The sequence below is a fragment of the Bordetella flabilis genome (assembly GCF_001676725.1).
Lineage (GTDB): Bacteria > Pseudomonadota > Gammaproteobacteria > Burkholderiales > Burkholderiaceae_B > Bordetella_C > Bordetella_C flabilis.
Window position 1 is genome coordinate 2728779 of record NZ_CP016172.1, and the last position, 16298, is coordinate 2745076.

Annotated in this window: 13 protein-coding genes; 8 read left to right on the top strand and 5 right to left on the bottom strand. The window is 67.0% G+C overall.

Going from position 1 to position 16298, the window contains the following annotated elements:
• Positions 1-170: 170 nt before the first annotated feature.
• Complete coding sequence (locus BAU07_RS11940; RefSeq protein WP_066657807.1) at positions 171-947, top strand: ferredoxin--NADP reductase; 777 nt, start codon at positions 171-173, stop codon at positions 945-947.
• A gap of 65 nt (positions 948-1012) precedes the next feature.
• On the opposite strand, the gene BAU07_RS11945 is transcribed toward BAU07_RS11940, so the two are convergent.
• Genes BAU07_RS11945 through BAU07_RS11955 form a run of 3 tightly spaced genes read right to left on the bottom strand, consistent with a single transcriptional unit; the run spans position 1013 to position 3813 of the window.
• The gene (locus BAU07_RS11945; RefSeq protein ID WP_066657810.1) at positions 1013-1981 is read right to left on the bottom strand and encodes a Bug family tripartite tricarboxylate transporter substrate binding protein; all 969 of its coding nucleotides are present in this window, start codon (positions 1979-1981) and stop codon (positions 1013-1015) included.
• A gap of 60 nt (positions 1982-2041) precedes the next feature.
• The gene (locus BAU07_RS11950; protein ID WP_232338291.1) at positions 2042-2452 is read right to left on the bottom strand and encodes an AtuA-related protein; all 411 of its coding nucleotides are present in this window, start codon (positions 2450-2452) and stop codon (positions 2042-2044) included.
• Positions 2449-3813 carry an acyclic terpene utilization AtuA family protein gene (locus BAU07_RS11955; protein ID WP_066657815.1) on the bottom strand — a complete coding sequence of 455 codons (1365 nt, stop codon included), beginning with the start codon at positions 3811-3813 and terminating at the stop codon, positions 2449-2451. The genes BAU07_RS11950 and BAU07_RS11955 overlap by 4 nt, the downstream gene beginning before the upstream one ends.
• Before the next feature lie 87 nt (positions 3814-3900).
• On the opposite strand from BAU07_RS11955, the gene BAU07_RS11960 reads away from it, so the two are divergent.
• Genes BAU07_RS11960 through BAU07_RS11975 form a run of 4 tightly spaced genes read left to right on the top strand, consistent with a single transcriptional unit; the run spans position 3901 to position 8409 of the window.
• Positions 3901-4821: a LysR family transcriptional regulator gene (locus BAU07_RS11960; protein ID WP_066657818.1), complete on the top strand. Its 921-nt coding sequence runs from the start codon at positions 3901-3903 to the stop codon at positions 4819-4821.
• Between the two features lie 57 nt (positions 4822-4878).
• The gene (locus tag BAU07_RS11965; protein WP_066657820.1) at positions 4879-5265 is read left to right on the top strand and encodes a Rid family detoxifying hydrolase; all 387 of its coding nucleotides are present in this window, start codon (positions 4879-4881) and stop codon (positions 5263-5265) included.
• Positions 5266-5307: 42 nt separating this feature from the next.
• The gene (gene recG / locus BAU07_RS11970) at positions 5308-7398 is read left to right on the top strand and encodes an ATP-dependent DNA helicase RecG (protein WP_084025638.1); all 2091 of its coding nucleotides are present in this window, start codon (positions 5308-5310) and stop codon (positions 7396-7398) included.
• 60 nt (positions 7399-7458) lie between these two features.
• Positions 7459-8409 carry a LysR substrate-binding domain-containing protein gene (locus BAU07_RS11975; RefSeq protein ID WP_066657823.1) on the top strand — a complete coding sequence of 317 codons (951 nt, stop codon included), beginning with the start codon at positions 7459-7461 and terminating at the stop codon, positions 8407-8409.
• A gap of 10 nt (positions 8410-8419) precedes the next feature.
• Here BAU07_RS11975 and BAU07_RS11980 read toward each other — a convergent pair whose 3' ends face one another.
• The gene (locus BAU07_RS11980; protein WP_066657826.1) at positions 8420-11893 is read right to left on the bottom strand and encodes a hypothetical protein; all 3474 of its coding nucleotides are present in this window, start codon (positions 11891-11893) and stop codon (positions 8420-8422) included.
• Positions 11894-12135: 242 nt separating this feature from the next.
• Between BAU07_RS11980 and BAU07_RS11985 the strand changes: the two genes are divergently transcribed.
• On the top strand, positions 12136-12639 hold the full coding sequence (locus tag BAU07_RS11985; RefSeq protein WP_066657829.1) for a Dps family protein: 504 nt from the start codon (positions 12136-12138) through the stop codon (positions 12637-12639).
• Positions 12640-12666: 27 nt separating this feature from the next.
• On the opposite strand, the gene BAU07_RS11990 is transcribed toward BAU07_RS11985, so the two are convergent.
• Positions 12667-13263, bottom strand: a complete 597-nt coding sequence (locus tag BAU07_RS11990) for an RBBP9/YdeN family alpha/beta hydrolase (RefSeq protein WP_066665345.1) — start codon at positions 13261-13263, stop codon at positions 12667-12669.
• Positions 13264-13636: 373 nt separating this feature from the next.
• Here BAU07_RS11990 and BAU07_RS11995 point away from each other — a divergent pair, with 373 nt between their 5' ends.
• Both BAU07_RS11995 and BAU07_RS12000 read left to right on the top strand, forming a co-directional pair.
• Positions 13637-14764 (top strand): high-affinity branched-chain amino acid ABC transporter substrate-binding protein, encoded by a 1128-nt coding sequence (locus BAU07_RS11995; protein ID WP_066657833.1) that lies wholly within the window; start codon positions 13637-13639, stop codon positions 14762-14764.
• Positions 14765-14791: 27 nt separating this feature from the next.
• Positions 14792-16282, top strand: a complete 1491-nt coding sequence (locus BAU07_RS12000) for an AMP nucleosidase (protein ID WP_066657836.1) — start codon at positions 14792-14794, stop codon at positions 16280-16282.
• Positions 16283-16298 lie beyond the last annotated feature (16 nt).

Genomic DNA, 16298 nt, shown 5'->3' on the forward strand with positions numbered 1-16298 from the left:
TTGCTAACAACAAATCTGTTGGCGCAAATATGCCAAAACCTGCCCAGTTGAGAAGCCTTATCAACAAAACCGTATAAAATCGGGACTTACCCCAATCTGGACGGCTTCCTTTTTTCGCCGTCCGGCGGCCGCGGTCACAGAGCGCTGCCGCGCCACACCTTTCGATCCCTATGGCAGCCTTCAATACCGAGCGCGTCCTCAGCGTGCACCACTGGAACGACACCCTTTTTTCCTTCAAGACTACCCGCGATGCGGCGCTGCGCTTCCATAACGGCCATTTCGTCATGATCGGCCTGGAAGTGGACGGCAAGCCCTTGCTGCGCGCGTACAGCATCGCCAGCGCCAACTACGAGGAAAACCTGGAATTCCTCAGCATCAAGGTGCCGGACGGCCCCTTGACGTCCCGGCTGCAGCATTTGAAGGAAGGCGACACCATCCTGGTCAGCCGCAAGCCGGTCGGCACTCTGGTGGTTGACGATCTCAAGCCGGGCAAGCACCTGTACCTGTTCGGCACGGGCACCGGGCTCGCGCCGTTCATGAGCATCATCAAGGATCCGGACATCTACGACCGCTTCGAGAAAGTCGTCCTGGTGCACGGCGTGCGCTGGAAGAGCGAACTCGCCTATGCGGACTACATCCAGAACGAACTGCCCGCCAACGAGTTCTTCGGCGACATGGTCAACGGCAAGCTGGTCTACTACCCGACGGTGACCCGCGAGCCTTTCCGCAACCAGGGCCGTATCACGCAACTGGTGGAGAACGGCAAGCTGTTCCAGGACATCGGCCTGCCGCCGCTGGACCCGGCGGTGGACCGCGCCATGATTTGCGGCAGCCCGCACATGCTGGCCGACATCAGCGCCATGCTGAACGATCGCGGCTTCGTCGTGTCCCCCGGCGTGGGCCAGCCCGGGGATTACGTGGTCGAACGCGCCTTCGTGGAAAAGTAAGCCCGCGTCGGCCCAACCCGCATCGATGCGCCGTCGGGGCAAGCCCGCCCGACGGCGCGGCGTGCTCATTCAGGCTCGATGCCGGCCTGCTTGATGATGGTCTGCCACTTTTTGGATTCTGACTTCTGGAAGGCGGCCAGTTCGGCGGGCGTGGAAGTCGACGGCTCCGTGCCGGTGGATCCATAGAACTGTTTGGCGGCCGCGCCGGTGGTCGCCTTGACCAGCAGTTCGTTCAAACGCTTGACGACATTGTCGGGCGTGCCGGCCGGCGCATAGGCCGCGAACCAGTAACCCATCTCGTATCCCGGCACGCCGGATTCCGCGATCGTCGGCACGTCCGGCGCCAGTGGCGAGCGCTTCAGGGTCGTCACGCCCAGCGCGCGCAGCTTGCCCGCCTGTACCTGCGGCAGTCCGGTCGCCATGTCGGTGATCATGGTGCTGATCTGGCCGCCCAGCAGATCCGTCACGGCCAGGGGATTGCTCTTGTACGGCACATGCAGCAGTTTCACATTGGCCATCTGCTGCAGCAGCTCGCCGGCGATGCGGCTGCTGGAACTGCCGCTGCCGAAGCTCAGCTTGCCGGGTTCCTTGCGCGCCATGGCCAGGAATTCGCCAACCGTCCTGGCCGGGAAGGCGGGATTCACCACCATGATCTGGCTACCCTTGCCCAACAGCGTCAAGGGCGCGAAATCCTTCACGGGGTCGTACTGGAGCTGCTTGTACAGGTGCTCGTTCGCGGCGTGGGTGGTGTTGGTCGTGATCAGCACCGTGTAGCCGTCCGGCTTCGCGCGCGCCGCGGCCTGGGCGCCGATCATGGCGCTGGCGCCCGGCTTGTTCTCGATGACCACGGCCTGGCCGGTCTGTTCGGTCACGCCCTGGCCGATGGCGCGGGCGATCTGGTCCGTGGCGCTGCCGGCGGCAAAGGGCACGACGAAGGTGATATTGCGGTTCGGAAAGTCTTGCGCGGACGCCGCGAACGGCGCGCAGGTGGCCACCAGCAGTGCCGCGACCGCCGGCAGGGCTTGGATTTTCATATTCATGTCTCCTGAGTTGTGGTTTGGTAGTTTGGTGGTCGGGTGTCGTCGGGGGCTGGATCACCCCCAGGGCGGGATGTCGCCGTCCACGTCCGGCAACCGGGCCGCCAGGGCCGCCGGTACCGGAACGGGCAGGTCCAGCAGCCAGAACGACAGCGATTTGCCGTGGGCGTCCAGGTTCAATGCGTCGTTGACGCCGCCATCGAGCACGCCGTCCAGCACGAAGTTCATGGCTTGCAGGCGCGGCAGCACATAGCGGGTGACCGCGTCCGGCTTGCGATACGCGAACCATTCCCGTACCCGTTCGGCCGTGACATAGGCTTCGATCACCGCATAGCATTCCTCATCCCAGGCGATGAGGCTGAGGTTGGAGATATCGCCCTTGTCGCCGGAACGGCTATGCGCCAGCCGGTAGAGCGGCACGTCGCGCATGCCTGTGTCGGCTGGCGGTTGCTGTGGGGATCCGTTCATGACAACTCCGTGGCGTGATCGAACATCCGCCAGCCGCTACGCACGGCGTCGCGCGCGATGGCGCAGGACACCATGTTCAGGCGCGGTCGCAGCGCCGTCCGCACGCCGCCGCCGCCGGCGGGGCCGCAGCAATACAAGGCCGTGACTTCGCGCAGCACGCCTTCGCCGGTGGCGCGGTCTGCATGCGTGCCGGCCACGCGCAGGCGCACGTCGCGCGCATGGCGGCCGGGCAGGGCGGCTCGCAGCGCGCCGCCATCGTCGTCCAGGATGCTGACGGCCCCGATCAGGTCGATGCGCAAAGGCAAGGCGCCATTCAGCCGCCGCCGCACGATATCCGCCGCCAGCCGCGCGCGCGCCTCGGCCTGCACGCCGGCATAGGAAATTTCCGCTTCGGCCAGCCAGCCGCCGCGATGGCAGACATTCACCTTCAGCGTATCGGGGCGTGGATGGCCCGTGATTCCGCGCAGCGCCACGCGGTCTTCGCCCAGTTCGACCACCTCGGCGCGGGCGATGTCGGCCACCACGTCCGGCGTCAGGTAGCGCGCCGGGTCGTGGACCTCGTAGAGCAATTGTTCCTTGGCCGTGCGCGCATCCACGCGTCCGCCGGTATGTGCGGCCTTGCCCACGATGAAATGGCCGTCGGCGTCGATCTCGGCGATGGGAAATCCGGTTTCATGCAGCCCGTCGACATCCTTCAGGCCCGGAACGCAGAAATAGCCGCCGCTGACCTGCGTCCCGCATTCCAGCATATGGCCCGCCATGGTGGCCCGGCCCAGCTTTTCCCATTCGTCTTCGCCCCAGCCGAAATGGGCCATGGCCGGACCCACTGTCAGCGAAGGGTCGGCCACGCGGCCCGCGACGACGATATCGGCGCCGGCGCGCAAGGCCCCCGCGATGTCGGCCGCGCCCAGGTAGGCATTGGCGCTGACGATATCCATGCTGTCCACCGCCGTGCCCAGTTGTTCACGCAACAAGGCCCGCTGGGCGGGCGAGGATAGGTCGTCGCCGTGGACGATGGCGATGCGCGGCGGGCGCAGGCCCTGGGCCTGGGCCAGTTCGGCGATACGGCGGGCCGCGCCGGGCGGATTGGCCGCCCCGAAGTTGCTGACGATGCGGATGCCATGCGCGAGGCACCGCGCCAGCACGGGTGCCACCAGGTCATCGAGCAAGGGTTCGTAGCCGCCGCGCGGATCCTGCTGGCGGGCCAGTTGGGCCAGCGCCAGGGTGCGTTCGGCCAGCGTTTCGAAGATCAGCGTGCCGCCGCCCCGCGCGGCCAGTGTGTCGACCACAGGGCCCGCGCCGTCGGTACGGTCGCCGGAAAAGCCCGATGCGCACCCGATGAGTAATGGGGAGTTCGCCATAGTGTCTCTTTGTCTCCGGGAACCACTATAGGAAGATGCCGTTCATACGTAAAATAGAAATAAAGAATGGATTGATAGAGAAAACCCATGAATTTATCGGCGCGGCACCTGCGTGCCTTCGTGGCCTTGGCCGAAGAGAAGCACTTCACGCGCGCGGCGCAGCGCTGCCACCTGACGCAGCCGGCGTTCAGCGCGCTGATCCGCGCCATCGAGGAAGGCACCGGCATGCGGCTGTTCGACCGCACCACGCGCCATGTGGAACTGACGGCGGAAGGCCGGGTGCTGGATGCCTCCGCGCGGCGCCTGCTGGCGGATTTCGACCTGGTCATGGAAGACCTGCGGGACCACGCCGCGCGGCGCCGCGGCCGCGTGGCGCTGGCCGCGCTGCCTTCGCTGGCGGCCGGATGGCTGCCGGGCATCCTGGCCGAGTTCCATCGCGCCTATCCCGGCATTGCGCTGACGCTGCGCGATGCCTTGCTCGATCCCTGCCTGGACATGGTGCGCGATGGCGTAGTGGACTTCGCGGTGGCGTCGCGCCGCGCCGATATGTCGGAGCTGGATAGCGAATTCCTGCACGCGGACCGCTTCCACCTGGTGTGCCGCGACGACCATCCGCTGGCCGCGCAGCCGGCGGCCACGCTGGCGCAGATCGTCAAGTGGCCGTTGATCCAGCTTGCCCGCAACAGCAGTGTCAGGCAGCACCTGGACGCCGCGCTGGGCCGGCGCCGCCTGCGCCCCCTGGTGGAGGTCGAACACCTGGCCACCGTTACCGGCCTGGTCGCCGCGGGGCTGGGCGTCAGCATCGTGCCCGCCATGACGCTGTTCCACTTCCGCCGTCCCGGCCTCGCTATCCGGCCATTGGCCGGCAAGGCGCCGACGCGCTCGCTCTACCTGGTCCGGCGCAGCGGACGCAGCCTGCCGCTGGCGGCGCAGACCCTGTACGACACGCTGGTGTGCCAGCGCGCGCATATCGCGTCGGCGGAACACGCCACGGGACTTTCGCAGTAGTCTATGGATGATTAAACTTCGATAGAAGTTTTCCTATGCCTTTCCGAGGATCCGCCCATGAGCAAGCAAATCATCCATACCCAGGACGCGCCCAAGGCCGTCGGCCCTTACTCCCAGGCGGTCGCTGTGAGCGGCAGCAAGACCGTCTACCTCTCCGGGCAGATCGGCCTGGAGCCGCATAGCGGCGAACTGGTTTCGGAAAGCTTCGAAGGGCAGGTCAGGCAGGCGTTCGCGAACATGCACGCGGTGGTGCTGGCCGCAGGCGGCACGCTGACCGACGTGGCCAAGCTCACCCTGTTCCTGACCGACCTGGGCAAGTTCGGCACCGTGAATGCCATCATGGAAGAATTCTTCCCCCAGCCATTCCCGGCACGTTCCACCGTGGGCGTGGCCAGCCTGCCCAAGGGCGCGCAGTTCGAGGTCGAAGCCGTGGTGGTGCTGTAGAGACAGTTCGCCGTTCCGACGCTCCAGCCGCTTTCAGTCGCCATGCCGACCGCCGTGGCCTCCGGTAAAACGCGCGCCGCCGTGCCTGCCCAGGCCCCGGCAGCGCGCAGCGATGCCGAGCGCCGGCTGCAATCGCTGGGCTTGGTGGAGCCGGCCGACCTCATCCTGCATTTGCCCCTGCGCTACGAGGACGAAACCCGGGTGACGCCGATTTCCGCGTTGCGGCCGGGTTACGCCGCGCAGGTGGAGGGCGAAATCACGCGTTGCGAGGTGCAGTACCGTCCGCGCAAGCAATTGACGGCCGCCATCGCCGACGAGACCGGCGAGTTGCAGTTGCGCTGGCTCAACTTCTATCCCAGCCAGCAGCGCCAATTGACCGTGGGACGCCGGCTGCGGGCGCGCGGCGAAGTGCGCGGCGGCCTGTTCGGGCGCGAGATGGTGCATCCACGCATGGCCAGCGCCGATGCGCCGCTGGCCACCGCGCTTACGCCCGTCTATCCCACTACGGAAGGGCTGCATCAGTCGGTATTGCGCAAAGCCATCGCGCAGGCGCTGTCCCAGGCGGACCTGGCCGATACGCTGCCCGCGCCGGTGCGCGAACGCTACGACCTGGCCGCCTTCGACGAGGCCATACGCATCCTGCACGCCCCGCCGCCCGGCGTGTCCGAATACGAACTGGTCGAGCGTGCGCACCCCGCCTGGCGCCGTATCAAGTTCGACGAGCTGCTGGCGCAGCAATTGTCCCTGGCTGCCGCGCGTGCCGCACGACGCACGCACAAGGCCTTGCCGCTGGCGCGGACGCAGGACCCCGACGGCCTGGTGGCGCGCCTGTATCGCGCGCTGCCGTTCACCCTGACGGCCGCGCAGGCGCGCGTGGTGGAGGAAATCAGCGCCGACCTGGCGCGGCCTTTTCCCATGCATCGCCTGCTGCAAGGCGATGTCGGGAGCGGCAAGACGGTGGTGGCCGCCATCGCCGCGGCGCAGGCCATGGAGGCGGGCGTACAGGTCGCGATGATGGCGCCGACGGAGATCCTGGCCGAGCAGCATTTCCGCAAGCTGGTCGACTGGCTGGAACCGTTGGGCGTAGGGGTGGCCTGGTTGAGCGGCAGCCTGGGCGCGAAGGCGCGGCGCGAAGCTGCCGCGGCGGTGGCCGATGGCAGCGTGCGGCTGGTGGTCGGCACGCAGGCCCTGATCCAGGACCATGTGGCCTTCGAACGGCTGGGCCTGTCCATCGTGGACGAACAACACCGCTTCGGGGTCGGGCAACGCCTGGCCCTGACGCGCAAGGGCGAAACCACGCGCGGCCGCGTGGTGCCGCATCAGCTGAACATGAGCGCGACGCCCATTCCGCGCACGCTCGCCATGACCTTCTTCGCCGACCTGGACGTGTCCGTCATCGACGAACTGCCGCCAGGCCGCACCCCCGTCGTCACCAAGCTGGTGTCCGATGTCCGGCGCGACGAGGTCATCGCGCATATCGCACAGGCCGTGCGCAGCGGCCGCCAGGCATATTGGGTGTGCCCGCTGGTGGAGGAAAGCGAAGCGCTGGAGCTGCAGACGGCGGTGGACACCTACGAAGCGATGCGCGCGGACCTGCCGGACCTGCGCATCGGCCTGGTGCATGGGCGCCTGCCGCAAGGCGACAAGGCCGCCGTCATGCAGGCCTTCCGCGCTGGCGACATCGACGTGCTGGTGGCGACCACCGTGATCGAAGTGGGCGTGGACGTGCCCAATGCGTCGCTCATGGTGATCGAGCACGCCGAGCGCTTCGGCCTGGCGCAGCTGCATCAGCTGCGCGGGCGGGTAGGGCGGGGCACGGCCGAATCGGTCTGCGTACTGATGTACCAGGCGCCGCTGTCGCGCATCGCGCGCGAACGCCTGCGCGCCATGTTCGAGACGGCGGATGGCTTCGAGATCGCGCGCCGCGACCTGCTGCAGCGCGGCCCGGGCGAGTTCCTCGGCACGCGCCAGTCAGGCCTTGCCCTGCTGCGCTTCGCCGACCTGGAGCTGGATGCGGCGATCGCCGAGCAGGCCCGCGAGGCCGCAGTGTGGCTGCGCAAGGATTACCTGGATGCCGTGCAAGCCCATTTGGCGCGCTGGATGCGCGGCCGCGAAGATTTCCTGCGCACCTGAAGCGATGCGCCGACCCCGACCCTCGTGCCGCCTTGCGGCCATGCCTACGGAACCGCCACCATGACCCTCACCGAACTCAAATACATTGTCGCCGTGGCGCGCGAACGCCACTTCGGCCGTGCGGCGGAGGCCTGTTTCGTCAGCCAGCCGACCTTGTCGGTGGCCATCCGCAAGCTGGAGGACGAGCTGGGCGTGACCATTTTCGAACGCGGCGGCGCCGAAGTCGGCGTCACGCCCATCGGCCAGCGCATCGTCGCGCAGGCGCAGAAGGTCCTGGAGGAAAGCGCCAGCATCAAGGAAATCGCCCGGCAGGGGCATGATCCCCTGGCGGGGCCGCTGCGAGTGGGCGTCATCCATACCATCGGGCCCTACCTGCTGCCCAGGCTGGTGCCCGTGCAGATCGAACGCACGCCGCAGATGCCGCTGCTGCTGCAGGAGAACTTCACCATCAGGCTGGTGGAATTGCTGCGCCAGGGAGAAATCGACTGCGCCATCATGGCGCTGCCGCTGCCCGAGGCGGGCCTCGTGATCCAGCCGCTGTACGACGAGCCATTCCTGGTGGCCGTACCCAAGGACCATCCCTGGGCCGAGCGCAAAGAGATCGCCGCGCAGGATCTGAAGCAGCAAACCATGCTGTTGCTGGGAAGCGGCCACTGCTTCCGCGACCAGGTGCTGGAAGTCTGCCCCGAGCTGTCGCGTTTTTCCGCGGCCAGCGACGGCATCCAGCGCACCTTCGAAGGCTCGTCGCTGGAGACCATACGCCATATGGTGGCCGCGGGCATCGGCATTACCGTGTTGCCGGTCAGCGCGGTGCCGGAGCATCCGCCGGCCGACAGCCTGCTGCGCTACGTGCCGCTGGAGGCGCCCGCGCCGGACCGCCGCGTGGTGCTGGCGTGGCGGCGCAGCTTCCCCCGGCTGGCCGCCATCGAAGCGCTGGCGCAGGCGGTCTATGCCAGCCCCATGCCCGGTGTCCGCATGCTGGAGGGCATCGCGGCCGCGCACCAGGACTAGCGGCCGGCGCTCAGACCATCGATATCCGCAGCGCCTCGCGTTTGCGGCGCTGCGCGGCTTCGAACGCCAGGTCGGCCAGCCGTCCGCGGCCGTCTGCGGTATCCGATCCGGGCCGGTCCTGCGCGATGCGCGACGGTACGGCGCCGCCGCCAGGGATCGCGGTTGCGACCGCGCGCGCGGGACGCGCTCTCTGGTACCCATCTTCGTCGACGGAGTCTTCCGAAGACATATCCTGGATACCGCTGTCGCTGCCACTATCGCTGACCGTGTCGTAGTGGTGGATGCCGTGCGGCCAATCATTGCCGGTCACCGGCAGCCGGCGCTGACCCGCCGACACGGACGCCTCGGATCCACCCTCGTACAAGGACTGGCGAGGTTCGCGGTGCGTTTGCATCGCGCCGCCATCCAGCGAGATGCGCTCGTACATGTCGTCGTCGGACACGGCGTCATACATCTGTCGCGTGAAACCGGGCGCCAGGGAATGAGGCGGAGATACCGGCCGTCCGGCGGGCGGCGGCGGCACCGTGACGGCCCGATCGCCAGCCATGCGCAACGAAGGCTGCGGCGTCAGCGGCAAGGTGGGGAAGGGGAACGTGTGGTCCGCACCGCGGTCGGGCACGGGCCGCGATGCCTTTTGCATCTTCCGCCACGGCAGCCCGCCCTGGCTGGCAGGATCGCCGATGTCGCGCAGGATCCCGGTTTGTTCGAGCACCGCCTGCCGCAGTCCGGCCATGGTGCGGACGACATCTATCCGGTTGCCTCCGGCATCGCCGCAAAGGCCGATATTCAAGGCCGCGCCGGCGGCGGACAGGGACTGGTCCAACGCTTCGAACGGACGCCACAGGCGGCTGAGCCGGTTTTCGACCGCCTCATAGCGCGAGCCTGTAAAGAGAAACGCCGGCACCGCCGCCTTATCCGGCCTGCAGGCGTGGCGCACCAATCGCGACACCACCTCCGGTGCCTCCGCGTTGTTCAGTTGAACCGCCAGCCGCCGATCGACGGCATCCCACAGTGCCTCGACTTCCGGCGCCAGGCCTGCACGCAGCGTGGGGGCTTGTGCGTAGCCCGCGCGCGCGAGCCGTGAAAGCGCCTCCTTGCTCGCGCTCTGGAAGATCAACTCGTTCAGCGCACCGCGCAGCAGGCGTCCGTTGCCACGGCTCGGCCGGTTGCGCGGTCCGGCCAGGCTGGCGTCCTGCCCGTCAGGCATGCCGGTACGGTCTTCGTCCTGCTCCGCCATCGCGATATGGTCTTGACGAGCCCGCAGGCTGATGCCGCCGGACGTCTCCGCATAGGGGGAAAACACCTTGAGCAAGGCGGCAAGCTCATCGTCGCGCAAGGCGGGCCAGCAGTGTTGCAGGCCTTGCCCCATGGCGGTCCAGGCCATGCGGGCGCCGGCGGCACCCAGGTCCTGGGCATCCGCCGCCACGCCATAGAAGGTCATGTAGAGCTGATGGTTCAGCTGGGTGGTGGCCTTGAATATCGCCTGGTCGCGGGCCTCCTCGCGCTGCGCCGGGCCCTGGCGGAAGATGTCATGGAAGCCATCCGCGCCGGGCTGGCCGGGTGCAGATCGACCGTGCGCCGGGTCGACGGCCGCCGCGACCTTGCCGATGTATTCACGCGTCAGTATTCTGGCCTGTCCGATATTGATGCGCAGCCATACGCTTTCCAGTACGTTGTGCGCGTCTTCACGGCTTTGGGCGGGCATGTTTGCCAGCAGATCGATCCTGCCCGCCATGTGCCGGGCGAGCGGCCCGTTGCGCATGCGCCGTATGGCGTCTTCCCCCATCCCCGCGAGGCGCTTGTCGATGTCCTGTATCCATGCGTCCTCGGACCGCCCGAAGCGGGCCAGCGTCCGCCGGCCGTCGAGAATGCCCGGCAGTTTGCGCTCCGCGACCTTTTGCGCCGGCCGGGTTTCGCCCTGTGCGAGGGACGCCAGCAAGGCATCGAAGCGATTCAGCATGTCCTTGCGGGCCTTCTCCGCCATCCTGGCCCGGTCTTTCCTGATTTCTTTTCCGCGGTTCTCCGTCCAGGGGGGACGTGTCTTGCCGCGCTTTCCGGGGCCGGACGCCTGCTGCGCGCGTTGCGTCGCCAGCCAAAGGGAATCGGACAGCCCGTCGATGGCATGCCGTACCCCCATCCGGTCCAGGACGCCGTAGAGCAGGCGCTTGCGCATGGCATGGACCTCCTGGCCGTCCAGGGCGTCATGGCATCGCAAGGCAGCCATTTGCCCGTCCACCTGCGCCATGAGGGTCGCGAGCACGCCCGTGAGCGGCGCGGACAGTTCGATGGCGCCGTGCAGATTCCGTTCTTCGGCGGGCAGCAAAGCATTATGCAGGGCATGCTCGTAGAGCGCCCTGATCTGCGTGTTGCATTCCTGGGGATTCCCCTTGCAGCCCGGCAGGCCGGCCACGCTTTCGTACAGGATCTGCAAGGCGCTTGCGGTGTCGCGCAAAGATGAATCGGCCAGGGGCAGCACTTTGCCCTGCGCGACTTCCTCCAGCGCGCGCATGGCGGCGGTCCGGAAGGCGTGCAGCTCGCTCTTCAAGTCCGCGGTTGCCCGCTTCAGTACTTCGCTGCGCGGGACATCGCCCGAGAGCTGTTGCGGCTCGTCGTCCAGCCAGCGGTTCATTGCCTGTTCCCATCCCGGGCCGGCCTGGGCCGACAGCGCGCACAAGGCCCGGCCCAAGGTATCGGCGCCATTCGGCTGCCGGCTCAGCATGCGTACGGCCGGCATGTGGAAGGCCACATCCTCCGCCGCGCTGCGGAACATGCGGCGCGTGCTCTGCAAGTGCCGGAAGCCTTTGACGATATCGATGCCGATATGCAGCGATCCATCGGCGCCGGGCGTTCTCTCGGCGTCGGCGAGGCCGCGGCACAAGGCTTCCACGCGCTCGCGTGTCGCGACCAGGGCGGATTCATCGTTCACCATCGTGTCGAAGGCCCGTTTCACCTGCTCGACCGATTCGTCGGGGCTGGCGCCGCGCATCCAATGGCCGGTCGCTCGCTTCAGGCGCAGCAGATCCTCGACCTGCCTTGCGCCCGGCTCGGCGGGGTCGGGCCGGGTCTTGCCGGTGCCTCGTTGCAGCAGGTGGTCCTGCAGTATGCGGTGGATGTCGACCGCCGCGCCGTCTGTACGGGCCGCGAGGTCGGCGGCCTTGCCGGCCATCCGGTCGAGCCGCGCAAAGCCGCGCTGGCCGTCCGGCGCCCGGCCGTTCTTCGCTTTCATGAGGCCGCGCCGCAGGTTCGTCGCGGTTTTACCGAGGCCTCGCTCCAGTGCGTTCTGCGCCCTGCGCAGGGCGCCGTTGTTGCGTGTTTCCACGACGTTGAAGGGGCGTGGCGGCGCCGAGGCCGGACCGGGTGGGCGCCTTTTGGGCGATCCCGCCAGTACCGCGAAGGAGAGGTTGCCGATCTTGCCGCGGGCCGCGGTTTCCCGCGCGGCCATCACGCCAGGCAGGGCGCCATGTATGCCGAATGCGTTGCTCATTACCTTCCTTTTCCTTTCTTATCGTCGTGCGCTGAAGACGATGCAAGTCTAGAAGGGCGGTATGTGCCGATCCATAAGCGGACAGGCGCGCGCGGAACGGATGACGCCGCATGTCGTGTAGGGCGCGGATGAGAACGGATGCGGGTTCTTCCGATAAAGCAGGCGTGGCGGTGCTATTCTTTTCAAGAGCCGTTATTCAACGCTTCATTCCACGTTCATCCCTTTCTGCACGGAGAATATCCATGGCAAAAACCATCAGTTCCGCTTCCGGGGTGCCCCGCATCAATATCGGTATTTCGGAGGAGGATCGTGCCGCCATCGCCGGCGAGCTGTCCAAGCTTCTTGCGGATTCGTACACGCTCTATCTGATGACGCACAACTTCCATTGGAACGTGACGGGGCCGCTTTTCAATACCCTGCACCAGATGTTCATGGCGCAGTACACGGAGGCCTGGAATGCGCTGGACGGCATTGCCGAGCGCATCCGTGCCCTGGGCCATTACGCGCCGGGAACGTACCGTGAATACGCGGCGCTGTCCTCGATACAGGAACCCAGCGACGTACCGGCCGCCCTGGACATGGTGCGCATGCTCGTGACCGGCAACGAATCCGTCGCCAAGACGGCTCGCGCGGCCTTCGAAAAGGCGGACGCGGCCAACGACCAGCCGACGGCGGATCTGCTGACGCAACGCCTGGATATCCACGAGAAGAATGCCTGGATGTTGCGCAGCCTGCTGGAAGAGTGAGCGAGCGGCCGGCGTCGTGCCGGCCGTTCACGTGCGCGCCTGATGGCCTACCGGGCAGATGCGCGGCGCGCGCGGAACCACGCGCCAGGCCGCGCGCCGGCGCAGCGCCCGCAACAGCTTCAGGCCCTCCGGCCAGGGGCCGTGCCCGGATTCCGCATTGATGTGGCCGGCGCCGGACAGGACGACGAGCCGGCTGCCCCATTGTTCGGCGAAGTGCCTTGCGCGCGCCACGCCGCAATACGGGTCATCGTCGCTGGCCACCACGACGCTCTGGAAGGGCAGCGGACGGGTGGCGATGGGGGCGAATGCCGCCAGGCAAGGCGGGGCGCCGGGGCGCTCGACGTCCGCCGGCGCCACCAGCAGGGCGCCGGCGATCCGGCCATGCAGCGCGGGCGGCAGGGCGGCCGAGGCGACGCAGCCCAGGCTGTGGGCGATCAGCAGCACGGGCCAGGGGGAGAGCTCCACGCTCGCGGCCAGGGCGCCGATCCATGCATCGCGATCCGGGTTGTCCCAATCGCGCTGCCGTACGCGCAGCGCATGGGACAGGCCGCGTTCCCAATGGGACTGCCAGTGTTCGGGACCGGAATTGCGCCATCCCGGCACGATGATCGGTTGGAATCGCATGGCGCGATAATGCAGGCAGACCTTCATTGCGCAAACGACTAAATGCGCTTTTGTATATATTGCCCTTGTTATAAGCGAGGCCGGCGGCAAGGCCCGTGGGGCGGGGCGGGCAAGCAGCCTGGAAGCTCCCTTGGGACAGCCCAGGAACAGCGGTTGAAACAACCGTCGGGCCGGCCGTCGGGCCAGCCGTTGAAACAGCCGTTTACGCCGCGCGGAAGACGATGCCGATATTTTTGAAGTCCGGCGAGCCGCCCATAATCCCGCGCGCCTTTCATGTATCCTTTGAACCTTTTCGCCGGCCGTGGGGCCGGCGGCGCGCCGCGGGGACCACGAGTCGCCACCGGCGTGGCGTGTGCAACAGGAGGAGATCACCATGAAAACACACCAACGACGTTTGGCCGCGCTGGGCGCGGCGCTGGCTGTCAGCGCGGGCTTCCTGGCCTTTCCGGCCCATGCCCAGACCATCAAGATCGCGGTCGTGGGCCCCACCACGGGCCCGGTGACCCAGTACGGCGACATGGTGCGTGAAGGTGTCGATACCGCCGTCGAGCGTGTGAATGCCGACGGCGGAATCAATGGCCGCAAGCTGGAAACCGTCGTGATCGACGATGGCTGCGAGCCCAAACAGGGTCCGACCGCGGCCAACCGCGTGGTCAACGAGAAAATCGGCTTTGTCGTCGGCGGGGTTTGTTCCGGCGCCACGATCGCGGCCGCGCCCATTTACCAGCAGGAAGGCGTTGTCATGATCACGCCGTCCGCCACCTCCCCGGCGTTGACGGATGGCAAGAAGTACACCTTCATTTTCCGCACGATCGGGCGCGACGACCAGCAGGGGCCGGCGGCCGCCCGCTATATCATCGACAAGGTCAAGCCGCGCAAGGTCGCGGTACTGCATGACAAGCAGTCGTACGGCCAAGGCATTGCCATGTCGGTCAAGGATGCGCTGGAAAAGGCCAATATCCCCATCGCTTTCGTCGAAGGCATCAATGCGGGCGAGAGCGACTATTCGGCGGTCATTACCAAGCTCAAGAGCAATAACGTCGATTTCGTCTACTACGGCGGCTATCACCCGGAGATGGGCCTGCTGATGCGGCAGGCGGCGGAGCAGGGCGTCAAGGCCCGCTTCATGGGGCCGGAAGGCGCCGGCAACCCCGACATCAACGCCATCGCGGGCGACGCGGTCGAAGGCATGCTGTTGACGCTGCCGGCCGATTTTTCGCAGAAGCCGGAGAACGCCGCGGTCGTCAAGGCAATGAAAGCCGCCAAGCGCAATCCGTCGGGCGCCTTCCAATTGCCGGCCTATGCGGCCACCATGGCGATTGTGGACGGCATCAAGGCTACGGGCGGCACCGATCCCGCCAAGGTTGCGCAGTGGCTGCATAAAAACAGCATCGACACGCCCATCGGGAAGATATCCTGGAACGCGCAGGGCGACCTGAACGCCTTCGACTTCCAGGTCTACCAATGGCACAAGGACGGTTCGCATACCGTGGCCAACTAGGCCCGCGCCGGCCGGGGGGATGCAGTCATGAGCATGGGCGACGGGGTAGGCCCCACGGTTCGGCCCGATTTCATGCCTTTCGAGGCATTCGACCAGGCCGACGCCGCGGTGCAGCGTCTGATCGAAATCTACGAGCGCAACACCGCTTATCTGCGCACGGCGCTGGAGCGGATCGCGCGCGGCGAAGACCAGCTGGGCCGGGTGCGCGCCTGCTACCCGGCCATCCGCGTGGCGGTCCATACCTATGACGCCGTGGATACGCGGTTGTCGTACGGGCATGTCTCCGATCCCGGCGTCTACCAGACCACGATCACGCAGCCGCGCCTGTTCAAGGCCTATCTTACCGAGCAGATCGGCCATCTGCTGCACAACCACGGTGTCCCGGTAGAGGTGGGCGAGTCGCACGTGCCCATCCCGTTGCACTTCGCGTTCGCGGATGGGGCCTACATCGAAGGCCAGCACCTGGAGGCAATGAAGCGGCCCCTGCGGGATATCTTCGATGTGCCCGACCTGGCGGTCACCGACGACGCCATCGTCAACGGCACCTGGCATGGACGCGACAACGAACCCCGCCCGCTCAGCCCGTTCACGGCGCCGCGGGTGGACTATTCCTTGCACCGCCTGCAGCATTACACCGCGACGGCGCCGGGGTATTTCCAGAACTTCATCCTGTTCACCAACTACCAGTTCTACGTGGACGAGTTCTGCGCCCGCGCGCGCGCCATGCTCAGCAGCGGGCAAGGGGACTACGAAGCGCTGGTCGAGCCGGGCAACCGGGTGTTGAAGCGGGGCGACGCCATCGACGCCGAGCCCGTGGCCACGCGCCTGCCGCAGATGCCGGCCTATCACCTGGTCAGGCGGAATGGCTCGGGCATCACGCTGGTCAATATCGGCGTCGGTCCTTCGAACGCCAAGACCATCACGGACCATATCGCCGTGCTGCGACCGCATGCCTGGTTGATGCTGGGCCATTGCGCCGGCCTGCGCACGTCGCAGCGCCTGGGCGACTATGTGCTGGCCCATGGTTATGTGCGGGACGACCATGTGCTGGACGCCGACCTGCCCACCTGGGTGCCGGTGCCGCCGCTGGCGGAAGTGCAGGTCGCGCTGGAGCAGGCCGTGGAAGAAGTCGCGGGTTTGTCGGGCTGGGAGCTCAAGCGCATCATGCGCACGGGCACCGTGGCGACCATCGACAACCGCAACTGGGAACTGCGCGAGCACCTGGAGCCCGTGCAGCGCTTCGCCCAGTCGCGCGCGATCGCGCTGGACATGGAGTCGGCCACCATTGCGGCCAATGGCTTCCGCTTCCGGGTGCCTTACGGCACGCTCCTGTGCGTGTCCGACAAACCGCTGCACGGCGAGTTGAAGTTGCCCGGCATGGCATCCGATTTCTATCGCCGGCAGGTCGGACAGCACCTGGAGATCGGCATCCGGGCGCTGGAACTTCTGCGTGAAATGCCCCCGGAGCGCCTGCACTCGCGCAAGCTGCGCAGCTTCATGGAAACGGCCTTCCAGTAATACCGGCGCCGCCCGC

What these genes read in the sequence shown, in the direction of transcription:
- BAU07_RS12000 (WP_066657836.1), top strand. Translation starts at nt 14,792, where the DNA reads ATGAGCATGGGCGACGGGGTAGGCCCCACGGTTCGGCCCGATTTCATG.
- BAU07_RS11945 (WP_066657810.1), bottom strand. Translation starts at nt 1,981, where the DNA reads ATGAAAATCCAAGCCCTGCCGGCGGTCGCGGCACTGCTGGTGGCCACC.
- BAU07_RS11980 (WP_066657826.1), bottom strand. Translation starts at nt 11,893, where the DNA reads ATGAGCAACGCATTCGGCATACATGGCGCCCTGCCTGGCGTGATGGCC.
- BAU07_RS11940 (WP_066657807.1), top strand. Translation starts at nt 171, where the DNA reads ATGGCAGCCTTCAATACCGAGCGCGTCCTCAGCGTGCACCACTGGAAC.
- recG (WP_084025638.1), top strand. Translation starts at nt 5,308, where the DNA reads ATGCCGACCGCCGTGGCCTCCGGTAAAACGCGCGCCGCCGTGCCTGCC.
- BAU07_RS11990 (WP_066665345.1), bottom strand. Translation starts at nt 13,263, where the DNA reads ATGCGATTCCAACCGATCATCGTGCCGGGATGGCGCAATTCCGGTCCC.
- BAU07_RS11960 (WP_066657818.1), top strand. Translation starts at nt 3,901, where the DNA reads ATGAATTTATCGGCGCGGCACCTGCGTGCCTTCGTGGCCTTGGCCGAA.
- BAU07_RS11985 (WP_066657829.1), top strand. Translation starts at nt 12,136, where the DNA reads ATGGCAAAAACCATCAGTTCCGCTTCCGGGGTGCCCCGCATCAATATC.
- BAU07_RS11995 (WP_066657833.1), top strand. Translation starts at nt 13,637, where the DNA reads ATGAAAACACACCAACGACGTTTGGCCGCGCTGGGCGCGGCGCTGGCT.
- BAU07_RS11965 (WP_066657820.1), top strand. Translation starts at nt 4,879, where the DNA reads ATGAGCAAGCAAATCATCCATACCCAGGACGCGCCCAAGGCCGTCGGC.
- BAU07_RS11955 (WP_066657815.1), bottom strand. Translation starts at nt 3,813, where the DNA reads ATGGCGAACTCCCCATTACTCATCGGGTGCGCATCGGGCTTTTCCGGC.
- BAU07_RS11975 (WP_066657823.1), top strand. Translation starts at nt 7,459, where the DNA reads ATGACCCTCACCGAACTCAAATACATTGTCGCCGTGGCGCGCGAACGC.
- BAU07_RS11950 (WP_232338291.1), bottom strand. Translation starts at nt 2,452, where the DNA reads ATGAACGGATCCCCACAGCAACCGCCAGCCGACACAGGCATGCGCGAC.